The organism is Ignavibacteria bacterium (assembly GCA_041649015.1).
Classification (GTDB): domain Bacteria; phylum Bacteroidota; class Ignavibacteria; order Tepidaquicellales; family Tepidaquicellaceae; genus CAIKZJ01.
This window is the reverse complement of the sequence record JBAZNU010000002.1, coordinates 168,263-188,544: the sequence shown is the minus strand read 5'-3', so window position 1 is coordinate 188,544 and position 20,282 is coordinate 168,263. Positions and strand designations below refer to the sequence as shown.

Genomic DNA, 20,282 nt, shown 5'->3' with positions numbered 1-20,282 from the left:
GGATTTTTTGAACAATATTGTTTCTGCAGTTTACAATCCTTATTTTATTTCAAAATTTATCATGAAATACATTATATCAATCGCACTTGCTTTCTACTCACTTTCACTAAGTGCACAGAATATCTTTGTTCCGAATGAAATTAATAATGCTTACGAAAAGCAAACTCGGTCAGTAACCGGATCTCCGGGTGTAAACTATTGGCAAAATTCTGCTGATTATGAAATTGATGTGTTCATTAATTCATTTACACAAAAATTGACAGCAACAGCAAGAATCAAATATTATAATAATTCTCCGCATTCTCTCGATAGGATTGTTTTTCGCACGTATCAGGACTTCTCTAAACCCGGTAAATCTCGTGATTGGGAGGTTAATGAGAAAAATCTTACCAAAGGATTGGAAATTGCAAAACTTGTCATAAACAGTAATGATGTTGACCTTAAATCAAATAGTGTCTCCCGTGGAGGAACAAATCTCGTTGTTAAATTAAATACTCCTTTATCCCCTAAATCTTCTTGCAATATTATTATCGACTGGAGTTTCATAATCCCTGAAGACTTCCCGCGGATGGGTAAATATGATTCCACATCTTACATGATAGGTCATTGGTATCCACAGGTTTCGGTCTTTGATGATATTGATGGATGGGATATGATTGATTATAAAGGTCAGGTAGAATACTACAATGACTTTAATAATTTCAACGTTAAAATAACAACAGATAGACCCAATATGTGTGTTTGGGCAACAGGATTATTGCAAAATCCTGATGAAATACTTCAAGATTATTATTTGAAACTGTATAACGCTGCTGTTAAGGATGATGATTTCTTTGAAGTTGATTGTTCAGTCCTTAATTCGACTAATCAATTAACAAAAAATAATGGGAATAATGTTTGGTATTTTAAAGCTGATAATGTACCGGATTTTGCTTTTGCAATGAGTGATCACTATAAGTGGAAAATGAAAAATGTTAATTCCGGAAAAGTTAATCTTCATACAGCTTTCAGACCAAATGCTCTGGCTTACAATAAATACAATGTATTTAATATTGCAGAAAAATTCATTGAATATATGGGGAACACATACCCTGGCGTTCCATATCCTTATTCTTCAATGACTGTTTTTAACGGCGAGGGGGGTATGGAATATCCGATGATTATTAACGATGATGATACAGAGACCTGGGAATCAACTGTTTACCTTACTTCTCACGAAATGTCTCATACTTTTTTCCCTTTTTACATAGGTACTAATGAGCGTAAGTATGCTTGGATGGATGAAGGATGGGCTGTCTTCCTGCCGCAGGAATTTCAAAGTTTAATGGAAAAATTTGCCCCTGTTGATTCTTTTAGAGATACTAACAGAATAGATTCAAGAGCCTACAACGTTATCTCATATCTTAAAACCGCAGGAACGTTTTATGATATTCCAATGCTGTCTATATCAAATCAGTTGCGCTCCCCTTCTTATCGTCTCAATGCATACAATAAAGCCGCTCTGGTTTATGATATACTCAAAGAGATGGTCGGCGATGTAATGTTTAAAGATTTTTTAAAAGAGTACATTCGAATTTGGAATGGTAAGCACCCGACTCCATACGACTTTTTTAATCTTTTTAACACGTTTACAAAAACTGATTATAACTGGTTCTGGAAGAGATGGTTTATGGAATTCGGTACTGCGGATTTAGGTCTGTATAAATTCAATCAGAATGATGACTTCACTCTTAGTTTTGTTGTTTCCAATAAAGGTGGGATGCCTGTTCCGGTTCAAATTAGTATTACAGACGTTAATAATAGAAATATCGTAATTAAAAAAAGTGCTTCTGTTTGGGAAAACACTAATTCAATCTCAATTAGCGATAAATTTACTGGTAAAGTTTCGGTTATAATATTGGGGAGTAAATATATTCCTGATTCAAACTTAAATGATAACGAAATCAGGAACAATTAATTTTGTTTCAGTTGTTTCAATCCGTATTGCTCTATCTTCCTGTATATTGTTGCTTTACTAATTTTTAATACTTCACATGTTCTATTTACATTCCAGTCTGTACGGGTAAGTATTCTTTTTATATATTCTTTTTCAAGCTCTTCAAGTGAGATGTTTTCCCTCGCAAGTAAGTCACTGAATTCATTATCGGTGTATTTCTTCAGTAATATATTTTCCTTCTCAAGCATATCTGATTTAGATAGAACAACCGCTTGCATTAGTGTGTTTTCCAACTCTCTAACGTTCCCTCTCCACTCGTGATTCTTTAAAAGATACATAACTTCTTTCGGTATTTTTCTAACGTTTTTATGAAGCTTTGTGTTTATCTTTTCAATGAAATGCTTTACAAGTAATTCAATATCATTGCGTCTGTCTCTTAAAGGTGGTGATGTGATAGAAAAAACACTTAACCTGTAATAAAGGTCCTCTCTAAATGTTCCTTCATTTACCATTTTACTGAGATTTTTGTTCGTCGCGGCTATTATCCTCGCTTTTAGCTGTATTGAATTTTCACCTCCTACTCTTTCGAATTCATGCTCTTGAAGAACTCTTAGCAGCTTTGCTTGAAGTTTGAATGACATTTCCGATATTTCATCTAAAAATACAGTGCCCTCTCCTGCTAGTTCAAATTTTCCACGCTTATCTCTAATAGCATCTGTAAATGAACCTTTTACATGTCCGAATAATTCTGTCTCAAGTAGGTTTTCGGGCAGTGCTGTACAGTTAATCGCTACAAACGGCTGATCTTTTGTTATGCCGCTTTTGTGTATTATTCTCGCAATTAATTCTTTTCCTGTTCCACTCTCTCCCTGTATAAGTACAGTTACTCTGTTAGCAGATGATTTTCCAATTTTCTTAAATATTTCCATCATGACAGATGATTTTCCTACAAGCTGTAAACTGTTCTCGCTTTCCGTTAGGTTTTCTGGTTCAAGTAATTCAAGCTTCTGGCTCTTCTTCCTGTTTTCTATTGCCCTTCTGACTGATAGTTCAAGCCTTTTAATATCAAGTGGTTTAGCAAGATAGTCGTAAGCACCTTTTTGTATGGCTTCTATAGTTGTGTCCATATCATCAAAGGCTGTTATAACAATTACCTGTATCATTTCATCATATTCTTTTATAGCCGATAGTACTTCAAGTCCTGACATATCTGGCATTTTTATATCCGTTACTACTACATCCGGATCAAAACTCATTACGTGCTCTATTCCTTCTTTACCTGAGTATGCAGTTTTTATACTGTATCCTTTATCCTCAAACCATGAGGACAATGAATCCGCTGCGTCTTTCTCATCATCTATTAAAAGTACTTTTTTCATTATATAAATATGATATTATTTAATGGTAACTCAATTCTGAATATTGTTTCGTTTGGTTTACTGCTGAGTAAGTATAGATTACCATTATGTCTTCTTAGTATATTCTGGGATATTGGAAGACCTAAACCGGTTCCGAGGTTCTTTGTCGTATAAAAGGGTTCAAAAAGCTTATTCGTATCCGCAATTCCGCAGCCATTATCCTTTATTTCAATTATAAATTTGTCATTGCTGTTTGTAAAAGAATTTATTTCTATCCTGCCGTTTTCATAAATCGCGTCTATTGCATTTATCATTAAATTAAGGAAAACCTGTTTGAGTTTCTCTATATCGCCCCTTACTTTCACCTTAGGAGTTTTAAATTCGATGACGATTTTCTTTTCTTCAAGTATTGCCTTAAGCTGCAAATGTATTGTTTCAAAAAAGCTCTCAAGCATAAATTCACTCAATAAAAGGTCACTTTGCCTCGAAAAAAGTAAAACGTCCTTCACTAAATTGTTCAGTCTCTCAACCTCTTTGTGTATAATTTTAAGTCTCTTTTTTTGACTCTCAGTAAAAGAATCATTATCAATAAGTATATCAGCGTTAATCTTAATCGAATTTAACGGATTTCTTATTTCATGAGCAAGGACAGCAGACATTTTTCCTATTGTCACTAATGTATCTGCTCTGCGTAATTCTTTTTCTATTCTTAATCTTTGCTCAATCTCGTTTTTCAAATTTTCATTAGCTTTGTATAACTCATTAGTCCTCACCCTGACTTTCGATTCTAGCTCATCATACGCTTTCTTCAGCGTTTCTAATAGTTTTTTATTATGCGAATATTGCTTCTGGAGTATTAGTTCGATATTAGTTATTAGAACTACACTATCAACTGGTTTCACTAAATATCCGTGAGGTTGTGTTATTTTGGCTCTTTGTATTGTCTCATCACTTGAATCTGCTGTGAGAAAAATAATCGGTATTTCCTTTTGATTATTAATTCGTTTTGCTACTTCAATGCCATCTATACTGTTCTTTAAGAAAATATCTAGTAGAATTAAATCAGGATTTGAATTCAATGCTAAGCTGACAGCTTTTTCTCCATCTGAAGTTACATCGATAACATTATAATTACTTCTTTCTAAGTATGTTTTAATTAACGATGCTATTATCTCATCATCTTCAACTATTAATATATCTGCTTTGGTCATATTATATGTTAAATAACATATTGTAAAAGTACGATTTATGGATATATATACGCTTTTATTATAATATTATAGTAATCTTAAAATTAAATCAATTCATTAAATATTCTTTTCGGTACTTTTACTTCAAATCTGCGTAATGCAGTTGAATTGAGTTTTTTTAATATTTTGAGTAAATTTATAATTAAATACATTAAAATACGTTGAATAAAATATTAATTATTTCCTATTATTTTCCTCCAATGGGTATGGGTGGTGTGCAAAGAACTCTTAAGTTTGCCAAATATCTCTTGAATTATAACTGGCAGCCTATTGTACTCACAATAAATCCCAAAAAATATTTCGCAATTGATGAATACCTGCTTGACGAAGCTATTAATAGTGGAATAATAATTGAAAGAACTGGTAATGACGAATTAAATTTATCCAAGATCGTTACTAGGGTTCCTAAAGAAAAATTTAGAAAATTACGTAGCAGGATTGCTCAGGTGTTTTTTATTCCTGACACAAAGATTTTATGGAAAAGAAAAGCTCTTAGAAAGATTGACTCAATATGGGATAAATATAATGGCTTTAATCTCGTCTTTGCAACAGCCCCCCCATATACTGATTTTCTAATTGGACAGGAAGTTAAAAGAAAGTATAAAATTCCCCTCGTTATAGATTATAGAGATGCTTGGGTTGACAGTCCTGTACTTAATTTCTACCCAACTCCGTTACACAGAAAAGCAAATGAGAAACTCGAACGAAAGGTTATTAAAGATTCTAACATTGTAATAACTACTAATAGAAGAGTTAAGGAAATGTTAATAAGGAGATATGAAAATATAAACTACAATGATGTCAAAATATTTTCTCATGGATATGATGAAGAGGATTTTGAAATTGCTAAAGGAAAAAAACTTCCATTAACAAATAAAATGAGGATTACATATTCGGGAAGTTTTTATACACGAAATCCAAAATTTTATTTTAAAGCTATAAGAAATTTATACGATAAATATCCCGAAACTCGCGGAAAGATGGAATTCCTCTTTCTTGGCATTTTTACAAAAGAACTTATTAACCTTGCTAAACATCTAAACATTCAGGATAGTCTGAATCTGCCGGGTTATATAAACCACTCGGAATGTGTAAAATATCTCCTATCTTCCGACATTCTTTTCTTGCTTGTTTCAAGAGGTGAAAATGAAGACGCTGCTATGCCGGGTAAAGTTGGCGAATACATTGGTAGCCGCAAAAACATAATAGCATGCGTACCTGAAGGTGTAACTAAAAAACTTCTGGAAAAATATAATGCCATCAGATTTATTCCTGATGAAACTCCCGAACTGATATCAGACACAATCTACGAATATTTTAAACTGTGGTTGAATAACGAAATGCCGGAAGCTAACGAAGAAATGGTTAGATTGTACAATAGGAAAAATATTACTGGAGAACTCGCAAAAGAATTAAATTACTTACTTGACGTTGAATAAAATGAAGATATTAATCGTTGGTAACGGAGGTAGAGAGCATGCCATCGCTTGGAAAATATCAAATTCATCGTCCTTCAAGGAATTAAATTGCTCCCTTTATTGTACACAGGGAAATCCTGGCATTGATAAACTAGCTATCCCTGTAAACATTAATTCAGTTGATATAAAGGGGATTACTCAATTTGTTAATAACGATAATATCGATCTCGTCGTAATAGGACCTGAAATTCCTTTATCATTAGGTCTTGCTGATTCTCTTTACAAAATGACAAATGCGAAAGTATTCGGTCCTTCAAAAATTGCTGCCGAAATTGAAACAAGCAAAGTCTATGCAAAAGATTTTATGCTGAGGTACGGCATTCCTACCGCATCATATAAATCATTCGATAAGAATAACTACTCAGAAGTTGAAAGTTATCTTGATAATATTACCTTCCCCGCAGTTTTAAAAGCTGATGGACTTGCGGGAGGTAAAGGGGTTTATATATCAGTTGATAAAAGTGATGCTGTCAAATTTATAAAAGATATTCATACTGCAAAAATTTTTGGAGACTCTGGTGAAGACTTTATTATCGAAGAATTTCTCAGTGGATTCGAATTATCTGTTTTTGTTATTACAGATGGCAAAGACTACATAGTTCTTCCTTTTGCTCAGGATCACAAAAAGATTGGTGAGGGTGATACTGGTAAAAATACAGGTGGTATGGGCGCTTACTCTCCTGCTGATAAACTCATTAAAGATAGTATCTTCAATAAGATAAAAAATAAGATCATTGAACCGGCATTAGTTGGGTTGGACAAAGATGGTAGAACGTTTAAAGGTTGCCTCTATTGTGGATTAATGATTGTTAATAATAATCCGTATGTGATAGAGTTTAATTGCAGATTCGGTGACCCTGAAACTCAAGCTGTTCTACCGTTAATTAAATCGGATTTTTTGGAAATGATTATTTCGGTTCCTGATAACAAAATCAAAAATTATAAGCTTGAGAAATACGAAAAATTCTCTGCATGTGTTGTGATCGCTTCTAAAGGTTATCCGGATAATTTTGAAAAGGGAAAAGAGATTCATGGTCTCGATAATTTTGAAAGCGATGCTTTAGTTTTCCATTCAGGCACTAAAATAGAAGACGGTAAAATAAAATCAAACGGCGGAAGAGTTATGTCAATTGTATGTTTGAGCGATATATCAATCGATGATGCACTCTCAAAATCGTACAAAAACATTAAAAACGTATCTTTCGATAATATTTACTACAGGAAAGATATTGGGCGAAAGTTTTCTGAATTAATGAAAAATAAAATATGAATATACTTGTAACTGGAGGAGCAGGATTTATTGGTTCTAAAATTTGCGATGTATATTTGAAAAAAGGTCATAATGTTATAATACTCGATAATATGTCAAACAGCAGCGGTGAGTTTATTAACAATGATTGCAAATTTTATAAGAATGATATTTACTCTGATGATATCGAATACATTTTTAAAGAAAATAAGATTGACGTAATTAATCATCAGGCAGCTCAAATTGATTTAAGAGATTCGATTTTTAATCCGGTGAAGGATTTAAGAATAAATGTTGAAGGTTCCCTCAATCTCCTACAGCTTTCAGTAAAATACAACATTAAGAAATTTATTTTCGCCTCTTCTGGAGGAGCCGCGTATGGTGAACAGTTACAGTTCCCCGCCTCGGAAAGCCATAGAATTCAGCCCTTATCACCATATGGTATTTCAAAAATCACGATTGAGAAATATCTATTCTTTTTCAAAAGCTACTATAATATTGATTACATAATTCTAAGATACGCTAACGTTTATGGTGAAAGACAGGGGAATTCAGGTGAAGGTGGTGTTGTATCAGTTTTTATGAAAAACATTATTAATAATAAAACGTCTTTCATTAATGGTGACGGCACAAATACTCGTGATTATGTTTATGTCCGAGATGTTGCCGATGCTAATCTAAAAGCCCTCAAATACACTGAATCTGATGTGTTTAACGTTTCTACTGGTTCAGAAACAAGCACAAATTTACTTGCTAAACATATAATAAAAGTCACTGAAACTAAATCAGAATTCGTTCACAGGGAATCTGTAAAAGGAGAGCAAAAACGTAGTTGCCTTGATAACAGTAAAGCAAAGCGTATATTAGATTGGATTCCGCAATATAATCTTGAAGATGGTCTGAAAATTACTTACGATTGGTTTAAATCCTACAACGTAAAATGAAATCAGATTTAATTGATATTGATAAAATAATTAATGGTGATAAACGAAGTATCTCTAAAGCAATTTCTGTTGCCGAAAACGAATCAGAAAATAAACAATCATTATTAAAAAAAGTTTATAAACATACCGGTAATGCGTATAAGATTGGAATTACTGGTCCTCCTGGTGCCGGTAAATCAACTATTACTGACTGTCTTATTAAAAGTCTCGTCGGTAAAGGAAACAAAGTCGGAGTAATAGCAGTTGATCCTACAAGTCCTTTCACGGGGGGAGCGCTACTCGGCGATAGAGTACGCATGACCGACTCTTCTCTTCTGGGAAATGTGTTCATTCGTTCTATGGCTACTCGTGGATCTTTAGGTGGTTTAAGCAAGAATGTCAACGATGTTTCAAAAATACTCGATGCTGCTGGTAAGAATTTCATTCTTATTGAAACAGTAGGTGTAGGTCAGTCAGAACTTGATATCGCTAAAACAGCAGATACTACGATTGTAGTACTCGTACCAGAGTCAGGAGATTCTGTTCAGGCTATGAAAGCCGGCTTAATGGAAATTGCTGATATTTTTGTACTTAACAAATCTGACAGGCAAGGTGCTGACGAGATTGTAACAAGTATTAAAAATATTCTTCATCTTCGTTCACCTCATAATAATAACTGGATTATTAACGTTTTGAAAACTATTGCCGTCAAAAATACAGGTACTGAGGATCTGCTCTCAGAAATTTTTAGGCATAGAAAACATCTTGAATCTACTGGCCTTTTTGATATTAAACGCAAAGAATATCTGACCAACGAAATAATAGAAATGGTTAATATGAAGATTCAAAAAACATTTTGGAATAGTAATAACTACAACCTCCTTCAAGAATCACTCGATGATATCTATTCCAAGATCAATGATCCATATTCATTTAGTAATTCATTGACATCTGATTTTTAATACAATTTAAATTTGTTCTGCCTTATTTTTCGTGAACTTTATTTTTCGAATTTTGTTTTTATTATTAACTTACAGATTTATAATTATTTGGTAAGTTGAATATTTTAATTATTAACATTAATGAAAAAGAATTCGAAAATTTCTAAGAATTCCAAAATCTCGAAAACTGTGAAGAAAACACCTAAGAATAACGGTGTCTTTTGTACTGAGTGTGGTAGTGAACTTGACGACTTTGCCTTTTCTGCAAAATCTAAAAATAAGAAATCTATTAGAGATAATCATTACAACTGCGTTAAAACAGGTAAGTTTTCAGGCGAATTTTGTTCGAAAATTTTTATTTCTGATGATAACCTTCTCGGAGATTTTTTAAGCGATAAATTGTAAACAGCAAATCATTATTCTGTTTTTGTCCTTCATAATTACTCTCATGAATTAACCTTTAATTGACTAATTTCATTTATTATTTTTAATTATATTTATTGATATGCAGCGCGATTGGCGGAACTGGCAGACGCACTAGACTTAGGATCTAGCGAGGCAACTCGTGGGGGTTCGACTCCCTTATCGCGCACTAAATAATTTATTGATTATGGCAGCTAAGTCAGCTAATAATATTGTTCCAAGATGTTCTTTTTGCGGTAGAAGCGCAGACAAAGTGACAAATTTAATTAAAGGTCCCGCTGATAGATTTGGAAAGGCTCCGTTTATTTGTGAAATTTGTGTTGACGGTGCTGTACATATTATTAAGATGAATACTGATCCCACAAGCAGTGCTAATTTCAATAAATCAAAATCTGGTATCAACCCTGCTGCTATTAAGAAATTCCTTGATGAATATGTTATCGGTCAGGACCGTGCTAAAAAATCGCTCGCCGTTGCCGTTTATAATCATTACAAAAGAATTGATGCAATGAAATCTATTAGCATCGACGATGTCGAACTGGAAAAGAGTAATATCTTAATGATTGGTACTACAGGAACTGGAAAAACTTATCTCGCTCAAACCTTGGCAAAATTACTTAACGTTCCTTTTGCTATCGCTGATGCAACAACTCTTACCGAAGCCGGTTATGTTGGAGATGATGTGGAATCAATGCTGGTAAGACTTTTGCAGAATGCCGAATATGATATTCAGAAAGCGGAAATGGGCATTATCTATGTAGATGAAATTGATAAAATTTCAAGAAAAAGCGAAAATGTTTCTATAACTCGTGATGTTTCCGGCGAAGGTGTTCAGCAGGCATTACTTAAGATTCTCGAAGGTACAATTGCAACTGTTCCACCAAAAGGTGGCAGGAAACACCCTGAACAACCTCTATTAAGCATTAACACAAAAAATATTCTTTTCATTTGTGGTGGTGCTTTTGTTGGTCTTGAAAAAATTATTGAAAGAAGAGTCGCTAAAGGCTCTATTGGTTTCGGTGCTGAAGTATTCGGCAAAAATGATATTAAAACAGATGAGATTTTAACCCAAGTTGAACCTGATGACCTTGTTAAATTCGGTTTAATACCTGAAATTGTTGGCAGACTTCCAATTGTCACCTCACTTGAAAGCCTCGATACTAAAGCTTTGCTGACGATTCTTACCGAACCGAGAAATGCTCTTATTAAGCAATATAAAAAACTTTTCAGAATGGAAGGCGTTGACCTTGTTTTCCATGAAGATGCTCTAACTGCAGTTACCGAAATTGCAATTAAACGTGGTACTGGTGCACGCGCTCTTCGTTCTATCATGGAAAATATAATGGTTGATATAATGTACAAAATCCCTTCAAAAGAAAACCTTGCAAGCTGCATCATAACTAAAGAAGTGATTACCGAACGCAAAGAACCAATTTATCTAAGCCCGAACAAAAAAGCTCTTGCATAGTAGTATTTGAGTTTTTTATAGGTCGGCGCCTAAGAAAATTACATAATTGTATTTCAATTCACACATTATTTTATTAAAATGCAAACTTATTAATTAATTTATACATTTTTTCTATGGCATTATTGAAATCTGATTTAAAGAAAGAGAAATCATTCGCTGAAAGAACCGTCTTTCATAAAAGTTTAATGGTCGATATAACTGCGAAGGGAAAAGTCGTTTCAGAAGGTGGGGGTAAAAAAGCCATAGAAAAACTTCACTCGCAGAACAAGCTTCATTGCAGAGAAAGAGTTAACCTCCTCATTGATAAAAATACATCATTCCTTGAAATCGGTCTGTTTACAGCTTATGATATGTATAAGGAATTTGGTGGTGCTCCATCATCAGGTACAATTTTCGGCATCGGCAAAGTTTCAGGGCGAGATTGTGTTATTGTTGCAAATGATGCAACCGTAAAGGCAGGTGCTTGGTTTCCTTTAACTTGTAAGAAAAACCTTCGTGCACAGGAAATTGCGATGGAAAACAAACTTCCTATAATTTATCTTGTCGACTCCGCTGGTGTCTTCCTTCCCCTGCAGGATGAAATCTTTCCTGATAAAGAGCACTTTGGTCGTATCTTCCGTAATAATGCTGTAATGAGCTCTATGGGCATACCTCAGATAGCTGCAATAATGGGTCCCTGTGTTGCTGGCGGTGCTTATCTCCCTATTATGAGCGATGAAACAATTATCGTGGAAGGTACAGGCAGTATTTTTCTTGCTGGTCCTCATCTTGTCAAAGCCGCAATAGGCGAAGTTACCGATACAGAATCCCTCGGTGGAGGTGAAGTTTCGTCGGCTGTCTCTGGCATAACTGACGAAAAAGTACTTGACGATAAAGCAGCAATTGAAAAAATTCGAAGTCTCGTAAGTAAATTTGGTCACAATACTTTTGCTGGTTTTGATAGAATTGAATCAAAAAATCCTGCTTACGATGTAAACGAAATATATGGTGTTATTCCTGAAGACAGTACAAAACCTTATAACACCTACGACCTGATGGCCAGAATAATCGATGATAGTGATTTTGATGAATACAAACCATCCTATGGCCAAACTATTATTACTGGTTTTGCCCGCATCAACGGTTGGGCCGTTGGAATCATTGCAAATCAACGTGAAGTTGTTAAGAAAAAGAATCCCAAAGGTCACACGGAAATGCAATTCGGTGGGGTCATTTACTCCGATTCAGCTGATAAGGCAACACGGTTTATTATGAATTGTAATCAGAGAAAAATTCCCCTGCTCTTTCTTCAGGATGTTACGGGCTTTATGGTTGGTTCGACATCTGAACACGGTGGTATCATTAAAGACGGTGCGAAGATGGTTAATGCCGTCGCTAATTCTACCGTACCTAAAATAACCATAATTACAGGTAATAGTTTCGGTGCTGGAAATTACGCTATGTGTGGCAAAGCTTATGACCCGCGATTCATTTTTGCATACCCGAACGCAAAGATTGCAGTAATGGGCGGCTCTCAGGCTTCAAACGTCTTACTCGATATTAAAATCGGTCAACTGAGAAAACTCGGTAAAGAAATTCATTCGGACGATAAGAAAAAGTTTCTCGAAGATATATCAAAAAAGTACGATGAGCAAACTAACGTTCTTTATGCTGCGGCAAGACTTTGGATCGACGGAATTATAGACCCCGCTAAAACACGTGAAGTTGTATCACAATGTATATCAATAGCGAACTGTAATCCTGATATACCAAAATTTAATCCTGGTGTGATTCAAACGTAGTGTCTGCACTATTATTGGGTTTTTTTCTATAACTTGCCTTATCTTGCGCTCTAATTAGCCTTATAATTGCCTAATGTTTTCATTTTGACTCTTTTCACTTAAAGCAGTTCAAAATCGAAGGAAATGTACAAAATGAAAGTTACTATACTATATTTTTTCTCTTTTGTTATTCAGATATAATTATCCTATTAAGCATCACTGATTTGCATATAAATTTCATATTTTTTATACTAAATGATTATGCAATTCCTCTTACCTTTATTTAAGTCTAAAAAATTATTATATAGCAGAAGTATAAAACTATTATTTTAAATATATGAGAATAATTATTGTTCTGTTTTTTATCTTGTCATTCCATATTTCATTCTCCCATGCACAAAATTATGTGCAAAGCAGCTTCAGCAAAAAATTTAACGTTGAAGTTCGGGTTGGTCCCAGTTTTCCTTACGGTGATCTGGGAAAAACAGATGCTCTCAACAAAAATTCCGGTTTCGCAAAGCTGGGCTTTAAAGCAGAAGCTGTCGTAGGTTATAAACTCGTTGACGTGCTTGGAATTAATGTTATGGGATTTTTTAATTCGAACGGTACAGATCTTGCTAATCTCAATCAGCTGCTGAGTAGCCAGACTGGTAATGCTTGGACTGCAGATTCAAAAAGTTGGAATATTTTTGGAGGTCTGATTGGACTTGAATATTCTTACCCGGCATCAAAAAGTCTGATTGTTGGATTCAAAGCATACTCCGGTATTATGAGTACTACATCACCGAAAGTTGAACTAACAAGCGGAAGCAATTCATACATTCAGGATGAGAAGTCTACAACAGCTCTCACTTACATGATTTCACTCAGCGGAGCTTATCCCCTGTCTAAAAACATTTTCTGGATTTCATCAATCGGACTAGTTGGTGCTACTCCTAAATTCGAAAACGTAAAGACAACTACAATCATAAATGGAGTTAAAACAGAAAACACTGATACATTCAATCAGGATATGAAGGTTTTCGTCGTTGATACTGGCATTAGAATAATATTCTGATATTAGTTTCAAGCAACACCCTCAACATTTAGGGTGTTGCTTTTTACATTCTATTTTTCTTCACTATTTGCATTTATAATGGTTCCCGTTTAAATTATCTTTAATGTTAAAGTTAAATTTGCAAATATCATAGATATAATGACGTCAAAAGAGATAAGAAACTCATTCATAAAATTCTTTAAAGATCGTGGACATACAGCTGTACAATCGGCACCTGTTGTTCCATTTGAAGACCCGACTTTACTTTTTACAAACGCTGGTATGAATCAGTTTAAAGATGTATTTCTCGGCATTGGTGCACGCGAGTATTCCCGTGCGGTTAATACTCAAAAATGTATAAGGGCAGGTGGTAAACATAATGACCTTGAGGAAGTAGGTATGGACGGTTACCACCATACTTTCTTTGAAATGCTTGGTAACTGGTCATTTGGAGATTATTACAAAAAGGATGCTATAAAATGGGCTTGGCAGCTTCTTACCGAAGTTTGGAAGCTTCCAAAGGAAAAACTTTGGGCTTCTGTTTACAAAACTGACGATGAAGCTTTTGAATACTGGAAAACAGAAACAGATATTGATCCCAAACATATTTTAAAGTTTGATGAAATAGATAACTTTTGGGAAATGGGAGAAACTGGTCCTTGCGGTCCTTGTTCTGAAATTCATATCGATCTTACTGAAAATGGATGCAAATCCGAAGATATTAATGCTGGCCTCGAAGACGTAATTGAAATCTGGAACCTTGTTTTTATTCAGTACAACCGTGATCAGCACGGTGATCTTCACGCTTTACCTCATAAGCATGTCGATACAGGTATGGGACTTGAAAGAATCGTTAGAGCATTGAACGGTAAAAAATCAAATTACGATACCGATTTATTCATTCCAATTATTAATAGCATCTGTAGTATAACAAGTAAAAAATATGAAGGTGAATTAATCTCTGTAATGAATGCCATTGCTGACCACATTCGAGCTTTGATTTTCGCTATAAGTGATGGAGCAATGCCCTCCAACGAAGGCAGAGGCTATGTTCTGAGAAGAATACTTAGACGTGCATTACGTCTTGCACGTAAACTCGAATTCAGTGAACCTTTCATGTACCGTCTCGTTGATGCTGTTATTGAAGTCTTTGGAGATACTTTCCCTGAAATAATTGAAAAAAGTGAATACATTAAAAATGTTATCATGGGCGAAGAAATCAGTTTCAATATTACTCTTGATAAGGGTATTGAACATTTCAAAGAGGTCTATGAACTGATTAAAGGAAATAATGATAAAGTGTTTCCGGGTGAAGTCGCATTTAAATTGTACGATACTTACGGTTTCCCTCTCGACCTTACTCAGGTTATTGCTCGAGAACACGGTTTTGAGGTCAATATAAATAGGTTTAACGAAGAAATGAATAAACAGAAAGAACGTGCAAGGTCTGCAAGAAAAGATGATGTTATCATTGCAGACACTAAGCTCTTTGAACTCGACGAAAAACTTAAATCCGTTAATCCCGTTTACAATCCTTATGAGATTGATGAGAAGGGAATAAAAACATCGCTACTGCAGGCGAAAAGAATTGCTGGTTCAGATATTGAAGTACTTGTACTTAAAGACAATCCATTTTACTCCGAATCAGGAGGACAAGTTAGTGATACAGGTAAAATTATATTTAATGATGGCTATGAACTCGATGTTATAGATAGTAAGAACAATCATTTTATATATGTCAAAAATTATGACCATAAGAATCTCCTGAACAAAAACGTAACAGCTGTTATTGATATCAAAAGACGGGAATCGATTCAAAGAAATCATTCTGCTACTCATCTTGTTCATGAAGCGCTAAGACAGGTTCTAGGTCCTCACGTAAAACAAATGGGCTCTTTAGTTTCAGAAGAACATCTAAGGTTTGATTTTCCTCATTACCAAAAAGTCAGCACTGAGGAAATTAAATCTATAGAGAATTTGGTAAACTCTAAAATTTCTGAGAATATACAGGTTCAGACTCTCAATGACCTTCCAATAGATGATGCCAATAATATTCCACAAGTTAAGAAATTCTTCGGTGAGAAATATGGCAGCAGGGTAAGAGTTGTTATTATGGATAAAGATTATAGTATTGAATTCTGTGGTGGTACGCACGTTCAGAATACAGGTGATATAGGTCTTTTTAAAATAGTAAAAGAGGAAAGTATATCTTCTGGCGTAAGAAGAATTTTTGCTCGAACTGGCGAAGGTATAGTCAAACTGCTTGAAGATAGAACATCTGACATTGAAAAGATAATAAATGAATTACCCGAGAAGTATTCATCTAATTTTATTGCCGGTATTAAATCTTTCAAAGAAGGTTACAGAAAAACTGATTTCAAAGATACTTCTATCATGAAGCTTCTTCTTGAACAACAGGATAATAACATTAAATCTCTTTATGAATTCAGGGAAAAGTTTCTTGACGAAAAGAGGCTCCAGAATAAAAAGCTTATTAAACTAAATATTAAAAAACATACTAATATACTGAAGTCTAAGATTGATAAAGTTGAAAAGATAAATGGCAGTGTTATACTTGCAGAAGTTCTTAATATTGAAACTACAGATGAATTCAAAGAAATTGGTGAAGAAATGAGAAAGATACTAAAGAATGGTATAATCCTTGTTGCTTCTGTCATAGATAATAAAATTTCTCTCGTCTGCGCGGTTAGCGATAATCTTATAAAGGATAAAGGATTCTCTGCCGGTAAATTTATCTCCGAAATCGCTAAACAACTTGGCGGTGGTGGTGGTGGGAGACCTCAGCTTGCTACAGCTGGGGCAAAGGATGTATCAAAATTGAATGAAGTATTAAATTCGTTTATAAATAATATAAAAAGTAAACTTTAAAAATATATTCATGAATGTCATTATTCCCGTTGCAGGTGTTGGTACAAGATTAAGACCTCACACCCTGACTATGCCAAAAGTGTTAATGAATGTTGCAGGACATCCGATGATTTATTACATCGTAAATGAACTGATTCAAAAGAAAATTGCCGATCGAATAATTTTCATCATCGGTTATAAAGGTGATGAAATCAGGAATTATCTGAAACATACATTTAAATTCAGATTCGATTTCGTAGAGCAGAAAGAAATGCTTGGACTTGGCCATGCTGTCCTTTGCGCAAAAGAAAAGTTCGATCCAATAAAAAATGAAGAGGCATTAATTATTCTTGGTGATACGCTGTTCGATGTTGACCTGAAGGATATTGTTAAAAATAAATTCTCTGCTATAGGAGTCAAAAAGGTTGATGATCCTAAAAGGTTTGGGGTTGTTGAAACAAATAAAAAGGGATTTATTTCAAGGTTTGTTGAAAAACCTGCCTCGCCTGAAGTCTCATCTTCAGATGATGCAATTGTAGGCATTTATTTAATTAAAAATTCCAATTTACTTTTTAATTCTATAGAACACATAATAAAAAACAACATTACAACAAAGGGAGAATATCAGATCACCGATGCAATGGAAGTGATGATAAAGCAGAATGAAAAGTTTGTTCCGTATTATGTTGAAGGCTGGCTTGATTGCGGAAAGCATGAGACAATTCTTGAGACTAATCAATACTTGCTGGAAAAGAATATCAAAAAGTATAGTTATAAAAATTGCATGCTAAATTACCCTGTCTTCATAGGTAAAGATGTTACTCTGGACAATTGCATAATAGGACCGTATACTGCTATTAATGACGGCTGTATTTTAAAAAACAGTATAATTATGAATTCAATAGTTGAAAATAATACACATATAGAAAACTCAGTAATAAGAAATTCTCTTATAGGGAAACATTCAAAAATTATTAAAAAGAGTAAAATAATAAGTTTAGGAGAATATTCTGAAATATAATTAATAAAAATGGGGCTTACGCCCCGTTTTTATTTACATTTCTCTGTGAACTTATAGGTTTATTGCTTCGCCGTAAGCAACCCCTGCAGCCTCAAGTATTGATTCAGTAAGGGTTGGATGTGCATGTATTGTTTTTATAATTGACTCCCCTGTCCCCTCAAGTGATTTCACCATAACAAGTTCGCTAATAAGTTCTGTTGCTTCAGCTCCCACTATATGAGCCCCTAATAATTCACCGTATTCATCATCAAATATTAGTTTTACAAGACCTGCAATCTCTCCGGCTGCTCTTGATTTACCATTTGCTGAAAACGGAAACTTACCTATTTTAAGTTTATATCCTGCCGCTCTGGCTTTGTCTTCTGTCATACCAACTGAGGCAACCTGTGGCTGGCAATATGTACATCCGGGAATATTATTATAATCGATATCACCAGTTGTATGCCCTTTGATTTTTTCTACACAGTTAACAGCTTCTGCAGATGCAACATGAGCAAGCCATGGTTTTCCCTTTTCGTCTATCAATGCGACATCACCAATTGCATATAATCCGTCAACATTAGTCTTGTAATCACTGTCTACCTTTATAGCATTCTTGAACAACTCGACTCCAAGGTTTTCAAGTCCAAGATTCTCGATATTTCCAGTAACTCCAATTGCGAGAAGAACTGCATCGGATTCAAAAGAATCGTTTGCTTTTCCGCTAACCTTTGTAATCACCTTATTTCCTTTTACTTCGACACTTTCCGTCTTCGTTTCAGTAAATATCTTCATGCCACTTTTCTTAAATTCTCTGGCAACTACATCAGATATTTCCTTATCCTCAATCGGAAGAATTTGAGGCAGCATTTCAATAATCGTTACTTCAGATCCTAAGGCATTATAAAAATATGCAAATTCCATTCCAATAGCTCCGCTACCCACAATGGTGAGTTTTGACGGAAAATCCTGAACAAGCATTGCACCGGTTGAAGATAAAATCCTTTTCTCATCAAACTTAATGCCAGGTAGAGTCCTTGCACGTGCTCCTGTTGCTAGAATAATATGTTTCGATTTTATAATCTCAACTTCCTTACCGTCTTTATCTTTAATCGATATTGTCTTGTCCTTCTTAAAGGATCCTGTCCCATTGATAATAGTTATCTTGTTTTTCTTCATCAAAAACTGAACACCCTTCTCAGATGCTTCAGCAACTTTCCTTGATCGTTGTATTATTTTTGGAAAATCAAAACCAACTCCTTCAATCTTAAGTCCATAATCACCTGCATGCTTAACTTTGTTCATCATCTCAGCACTCTTTATAAGAGCTTTTGTCGGAATACAGCCCCAATTCAGGCATACCCCACCTAATTTATCTCTTTCAACAATGGCTGTTTTAAATCCTAATTGTGCGGCTCTTATAGCTGCTGTGTATCCTCCCGGACCACTTCCAATAACTGTTATATCATATTCCTGCATTTTATTATATTTTATATTTTTAATAGGTTACACTATTTAAAATTCATATTAGTTATTTGTAGTTCCCATACGAATAATTATTTCTCTTTCAATTTCCTTTCATAATTATTGATTAGATTATTAAGGCTGTCCAGTTTAATTTGTGATTCTTTGAGCTTTTGCATTCTGTTATCGTATTCTATCTCAAATTTTTCCTTATCCCAGTAACCCATATCCTCAAAGTATCCTTTAAAGAAGAAATTATGCTTTAGTGCTTCCATATTTTGATTAAAACTAAACGAACCTCCTTCAAGATTTTTTGCTGTATTCCTTGCCGATTCTATAGTTTCCTTCAAATTATTTGAGAAGAGTGTATCTGTTAATAATGTACCAATAAAACTCTCATTCGAATTAAGTTTACTCGTAATTGAAGACAGATCTTTTACTGTAGAATTAAGTTCTTTCGTTAGTTTATCAAAATCATTTGAAATTCCAGAAATAGCAAGACCAAGATTTGCAAATATTCCGTTTAAATCTTTTGAATGAGCTCCGAAACTTTGGAGTACATTATTAATAGATTCATAAAGTGAATCATTTGTTAATAGTTGTCCTACAGTGCCCTCCCCCTTATTAATACGGTTTGTAATATCCGCGAGATCCTTTGTAATTAAGGTAGCATTATCACCGGTTTCTTTTAACGATTTCATTATGTCCTCCGCTGTAAGCGGTTTAATCGATGTAAGTACAGCTCCATTTTCAATTTCTGGTAAACCCGGAGTACCTGCTGATATATCAATAACTTTACTCCCGACAAGTCCTTCAGATACTATCGAAACCCGTGAATCGGTTTTAATATATTTCTTCACCTTAGATTCTACACGCATTATTACTTCAATCTTATTCCCTTCCACAATATTAATATCAGTTACAGAGCCTACATCTATTCCCGAATATGTAACATTGGTTCCGGATTTTAAGCCGGAAACATTCTCAAAATATGTAATCACTTTTATTGTGTGTGTAAAAAGATTATCGTTGCTGCCTATATAAAATATTATAAATGTAAATAGACTAATGCCAACAATGGTAAATAATCCTACAATAAGGTTCTTTTTAAAATCACTATTCATATTA

Annotated in this window: 15 protein-coding genes and 1 tRNA gene; 12 read left to right on the top strand and 4 right to left on the bottom strand. The window is 34.3% G+C overall.

All coding sequences use genetic code 11. From position 1 onward, the window contains the following. Nucleotides 1-61: 61 nt before the first annotated feature. Complete coding sequence (locus tag WC644_03960) at nt 62-1,957, top strand: M1 family metallopeptidase (protein MFA5011090.1); 1,896 nt, start codon at nt 62-64, stop codon at nt 1,955-1,957. On the opposite strand, the gene WC644_03955 is transcribed toward WC644_03960, so the two are convergent. Then, nucleotides 1,954-3,315 (bottom strand): sigma-54 dependent transcriptional regulator, encoded by a 1,362-nt coding sequence (locus WC644_03955; GenBank protein MFA5011089.1) that lies wholly within the window; start codon nt 3,313-3,315, stop codon nt 1,954-1,956. The two genes, WC644_03960 and WC644_03955, sit on opposite strands and share 4 nt — an antisense overlap. After that, nucleotides 3,315-4,505, bottom strand: a complete 1,191-nt coding sequence (locus WC644_03950; GenBank protein MFA5011088.1) for a response regulator — start codon at nt 4,503-4,505, stop codon at nt 3,315-3,317. The genes WC644_03955 and WC644_03950 overlap by 1 nt, the downstream gene beginning before the upstream one ends. 200 nt (nt 4,506-4,705) lie before the next feature. Here WC644_03950 and WC644_03945 point away from each other — a divergent pair, with 200 nt between their 5' ends. The 11 genes from WC644_03945 (at nt 4,706) to WC644_03895 (ending at nt 17,711) form a co-directional block, all read left to right on the top strand. Next, nucleotides 4,706-5,983: a hypothetical protein gene (locus tag WC644_03945; protein MFA5011087.1), complete on the top strand. Its 1,278-nt coding sequence runs from the start codon at nt 4,706-4,708 to the stop codon at nt 5,981-5,983. A gap of 1 nt (nt 5,984) precedes the next feature. Continuing rightward, nucleotides 5,985-7,292 (top strand): phosphoribosylamine--glycine ligase, encoded by a 1,308-nt coding sequence (gene purD, locus WC644_03940; protein ID MFA5011086.1) that lies wholly within the window; start codon nt 5,985-5,987, stop codon nt 7,290-7,292. Beyond that, nucleotides 7,289-8,215, top strand: coding sequence for an NAD-dependent epimerase/dehydratase family protein (locus WC644_03935; GenBank protein MFA5011085.1), 927 nt, complete (start codon nt 7,289-7,291; stop codon nt 8,213-8,215). The genes purD and WC644_03935 overlap by 4 nt, the downstream gene beginning before the upstream one ends. Then, the gene (gene meaB, locus WC644_03930) at nt 8,212-9,156 is read left to right on the top strand and encodes a methylmalonyl Co-A mutase-associated GTPase MeaB (protein ID MFA5011084.1); all 945 of its coding nucleotides are present in this window, start codon (nt 8,212-8,214) and stop codon (nt 9,154-9,156) included. The genes WC644_03935 and meaB overlap by 4 nt, the downstream gene beginning before the upstream one ends. Nucleotides 9,157-9,276: 120 nt before the next feature. Further along, complete coding sequence (locus WC644_03925) at nt 9,277-9,540, top strand: hypothetical protein (protein MFA5011083.1); 264 nt, start codon at nt 9,277-9,279, stop codon at nt 9,538-9,540. Nucleotides 9,541-9,645: 105 nt separating this feature from the next. Beyond that, a tRNA-Leu gene (locus WC644_03920) sits at nt 9,646-9,727 on the top strand. A gap of 18 nt (nt 9,728-9,745) precedes the next feature. Next, complete coding sequence (gene clpX / locus WC644_03915) at nt 9,746-11,026, top strand: ATP-dependent Clp protease ATP-binding subunit ClpX (protein ID MFA5011082.1); 1,281 nt, start codon at nt 9,746-9,748, stop codon at nt 11,024-11,026. A 185-nt stretch (nt 11,027-11,211) separates the two neighbouring features. Then, the gene (locus WC644_03910) at nt 11,212-12,807 is read left to right on the top strand and encodes a carboxyl transferase domain-containing protein (protein ID MFA5011081.1); all 1,596 of its coding nucleotides are present in this window, start codon (nt 11,212-11,214) and stop codon (nt 12,805-12,807) included. 316 nt (nt 12,808-13,123) lie between these two features. After that, complete coding sequence (locus WC644_03905) at nt 13,124-13,843, top strand: hypothetical protein (protein MFA5011080.1); 720 nt, start codon at nt 13,124-13,126, stop codon at nt 13,841-13,843. Nucleotides 13,844-13,981: 138 nt separating this feature from the next. After that, the gene (alaS, locus tag WC644_03900) at nt 13,982-16,711 is read left to right on the top strand and encodes an alanine--tRNA ligase (GenBank protein ID MFA5011079.1); all 2,730 of its coding nucleotides are present in this window, start codon (nt 13,982-13,984) and stop codon (nt 16,709-16,711) included. A 10-nt stretch (nt 16,712-16,721) separates the two neighbouring features. Beyond that, nucleotides 16,722-17,711 (top strand): sugar phosphate nucleotidyltransferase, encoded by a 990-nt coding sequence (locus tag WC644_03895; protein ID MFA5011078.1) that lies wholly within the window; start codon nt 16,722-16,724, stop codon nt 17,709-17,711. 51 nt (nt 17,712-17,762) lie between these two features. Here the strand turns inward: WC644_03895 and lpdA are convergent, their stop codons facing one another. Continuing rightward, nucleotides 17,763-19,169 carry a dihydrolipoyl dehydrogenase gene (gene lpdA, locus WC644_03890; protein ID MFA5011077.1) on the bottom strand — a complete coding sequence of 469 codons (1,407 nt, stop codon included), beginning with the start codon at nt 19,167-19,169 and terminating at the stop codon, nt 17,763-17,765. A 77-nt stretch (nt 19,170-19,246) separates the two neighbouring features. Further along, complete coding sequence (locus WC644_03885; GenBank protein ID MFA5011076.1) at nt 19,247-20,278, bottom strand: MlaD family protein; 1,032 nt, start codon at nt 20,276-20,278, stop codon at nt 19,247-19,249. Nucleotides 20,279-20,282: the final 4 nt, after the last annotated feature.

What these genes read in the sequence shown, in the direction of transcription:
- lpdA (MFA5011077.1), bottom strand. Translation starts at nt 19,169, where the DNA reads ATGCAGGAATATGATATAACAGTTATTGGAAGTGGTCCGGGAGGATAC.
- WC644_03960 (MFA5011090.1), top strand. Translation starts at nt 62, where the DNA reads ATGAAATACATTATATCAATCGCACTTGCTTTCTACTCACTTTCACTA.
- clpX (MFA5011082.1), top strand. Translation starts at nt 9,746, where the DNA reads ATGGCAGCTAAGTCAGCTAATAATATTGTTCCAAGATGTTCTTTTTGC.
- WC644_03885 (MFA5011076.1), bottom strand. Translation starts at nt 20,278, where the DNA reads ATGAATAGTGATTTTAAAAAGAACCTTATTGTAGGATTATTTACCATT.
- WC644_03925 (MFA5011083.1), top strand. Translation starts at nt 9,277, where the DNA reads ATGAAAAAGAATTCGAAAATTTCTAAGAATTCCAAAATCTCGAAAACT.
- WC644_03955 (MFA5011089.1), bottom strand. Translation starts at nt 3,315, where the DNA reads ATGAAAAAAGTACTTTTAATAGATGATGAGAAAGACGCAGCGGATTCA.
- WC644_03895 (MFA5011078.1), top strand. Translation starts at nt 16,722, where the DNA reads ATGAATGTCATTATTCCCGTTGCAGGTGTTGGTACAAGATTAAGACCT.
- WC644_03910 (MFA5011081.1), top strand. Translation starts at nt 11,212, where the DNA reads ATGGTCGATATAACTGCGAAGGGAAAAGTCGTTTCAGAAGGTGGGGGT.
- WC644_03935 (MFA5011085.1), top strand. Translation starts at nt 7,289, where the DNA reads ATGAATATACTTGTAACTGGAGGAGCAGGATTTATTGGTTCTAAAATT.
- WC644_03905 (MFA5011080.1), top strand. Translation starts at nt 13,124, where the DNA reads ATGAGAATAATTATTGTTCTGTTTTTTATCTTGTCATTCCATATTTCA.
- meaB (MFA5011084.1), top strand. Translation starts at nt 8,212, where the DNA reads ATGAAATCAGATTTAATTGATATTGATAAAATAATTAATGGTGATAAA.
- alaS (MFA5011079.1), top strand. Translation starts at nt 13,982, where the DNA reads ATGACGTCAAAAGAGATAAGAAACTCATTCATAAAATTCTTTAAAGAT.
- purD (MFA5011086.1), top strand. Translation starts at nt 5,985, where the DNA reads ATGAAGATATTAATCGTTGGTAACGGAGGTAGAGAGCATGCCATCGCT.
- WC644_03950 (MFA5011088.1), bottom strand. Translation starts at nt 4,505, where the DNA reads ATGACCAAAGCAGATATATTAATAGTTGAAGATGATGAGATAATAGCA.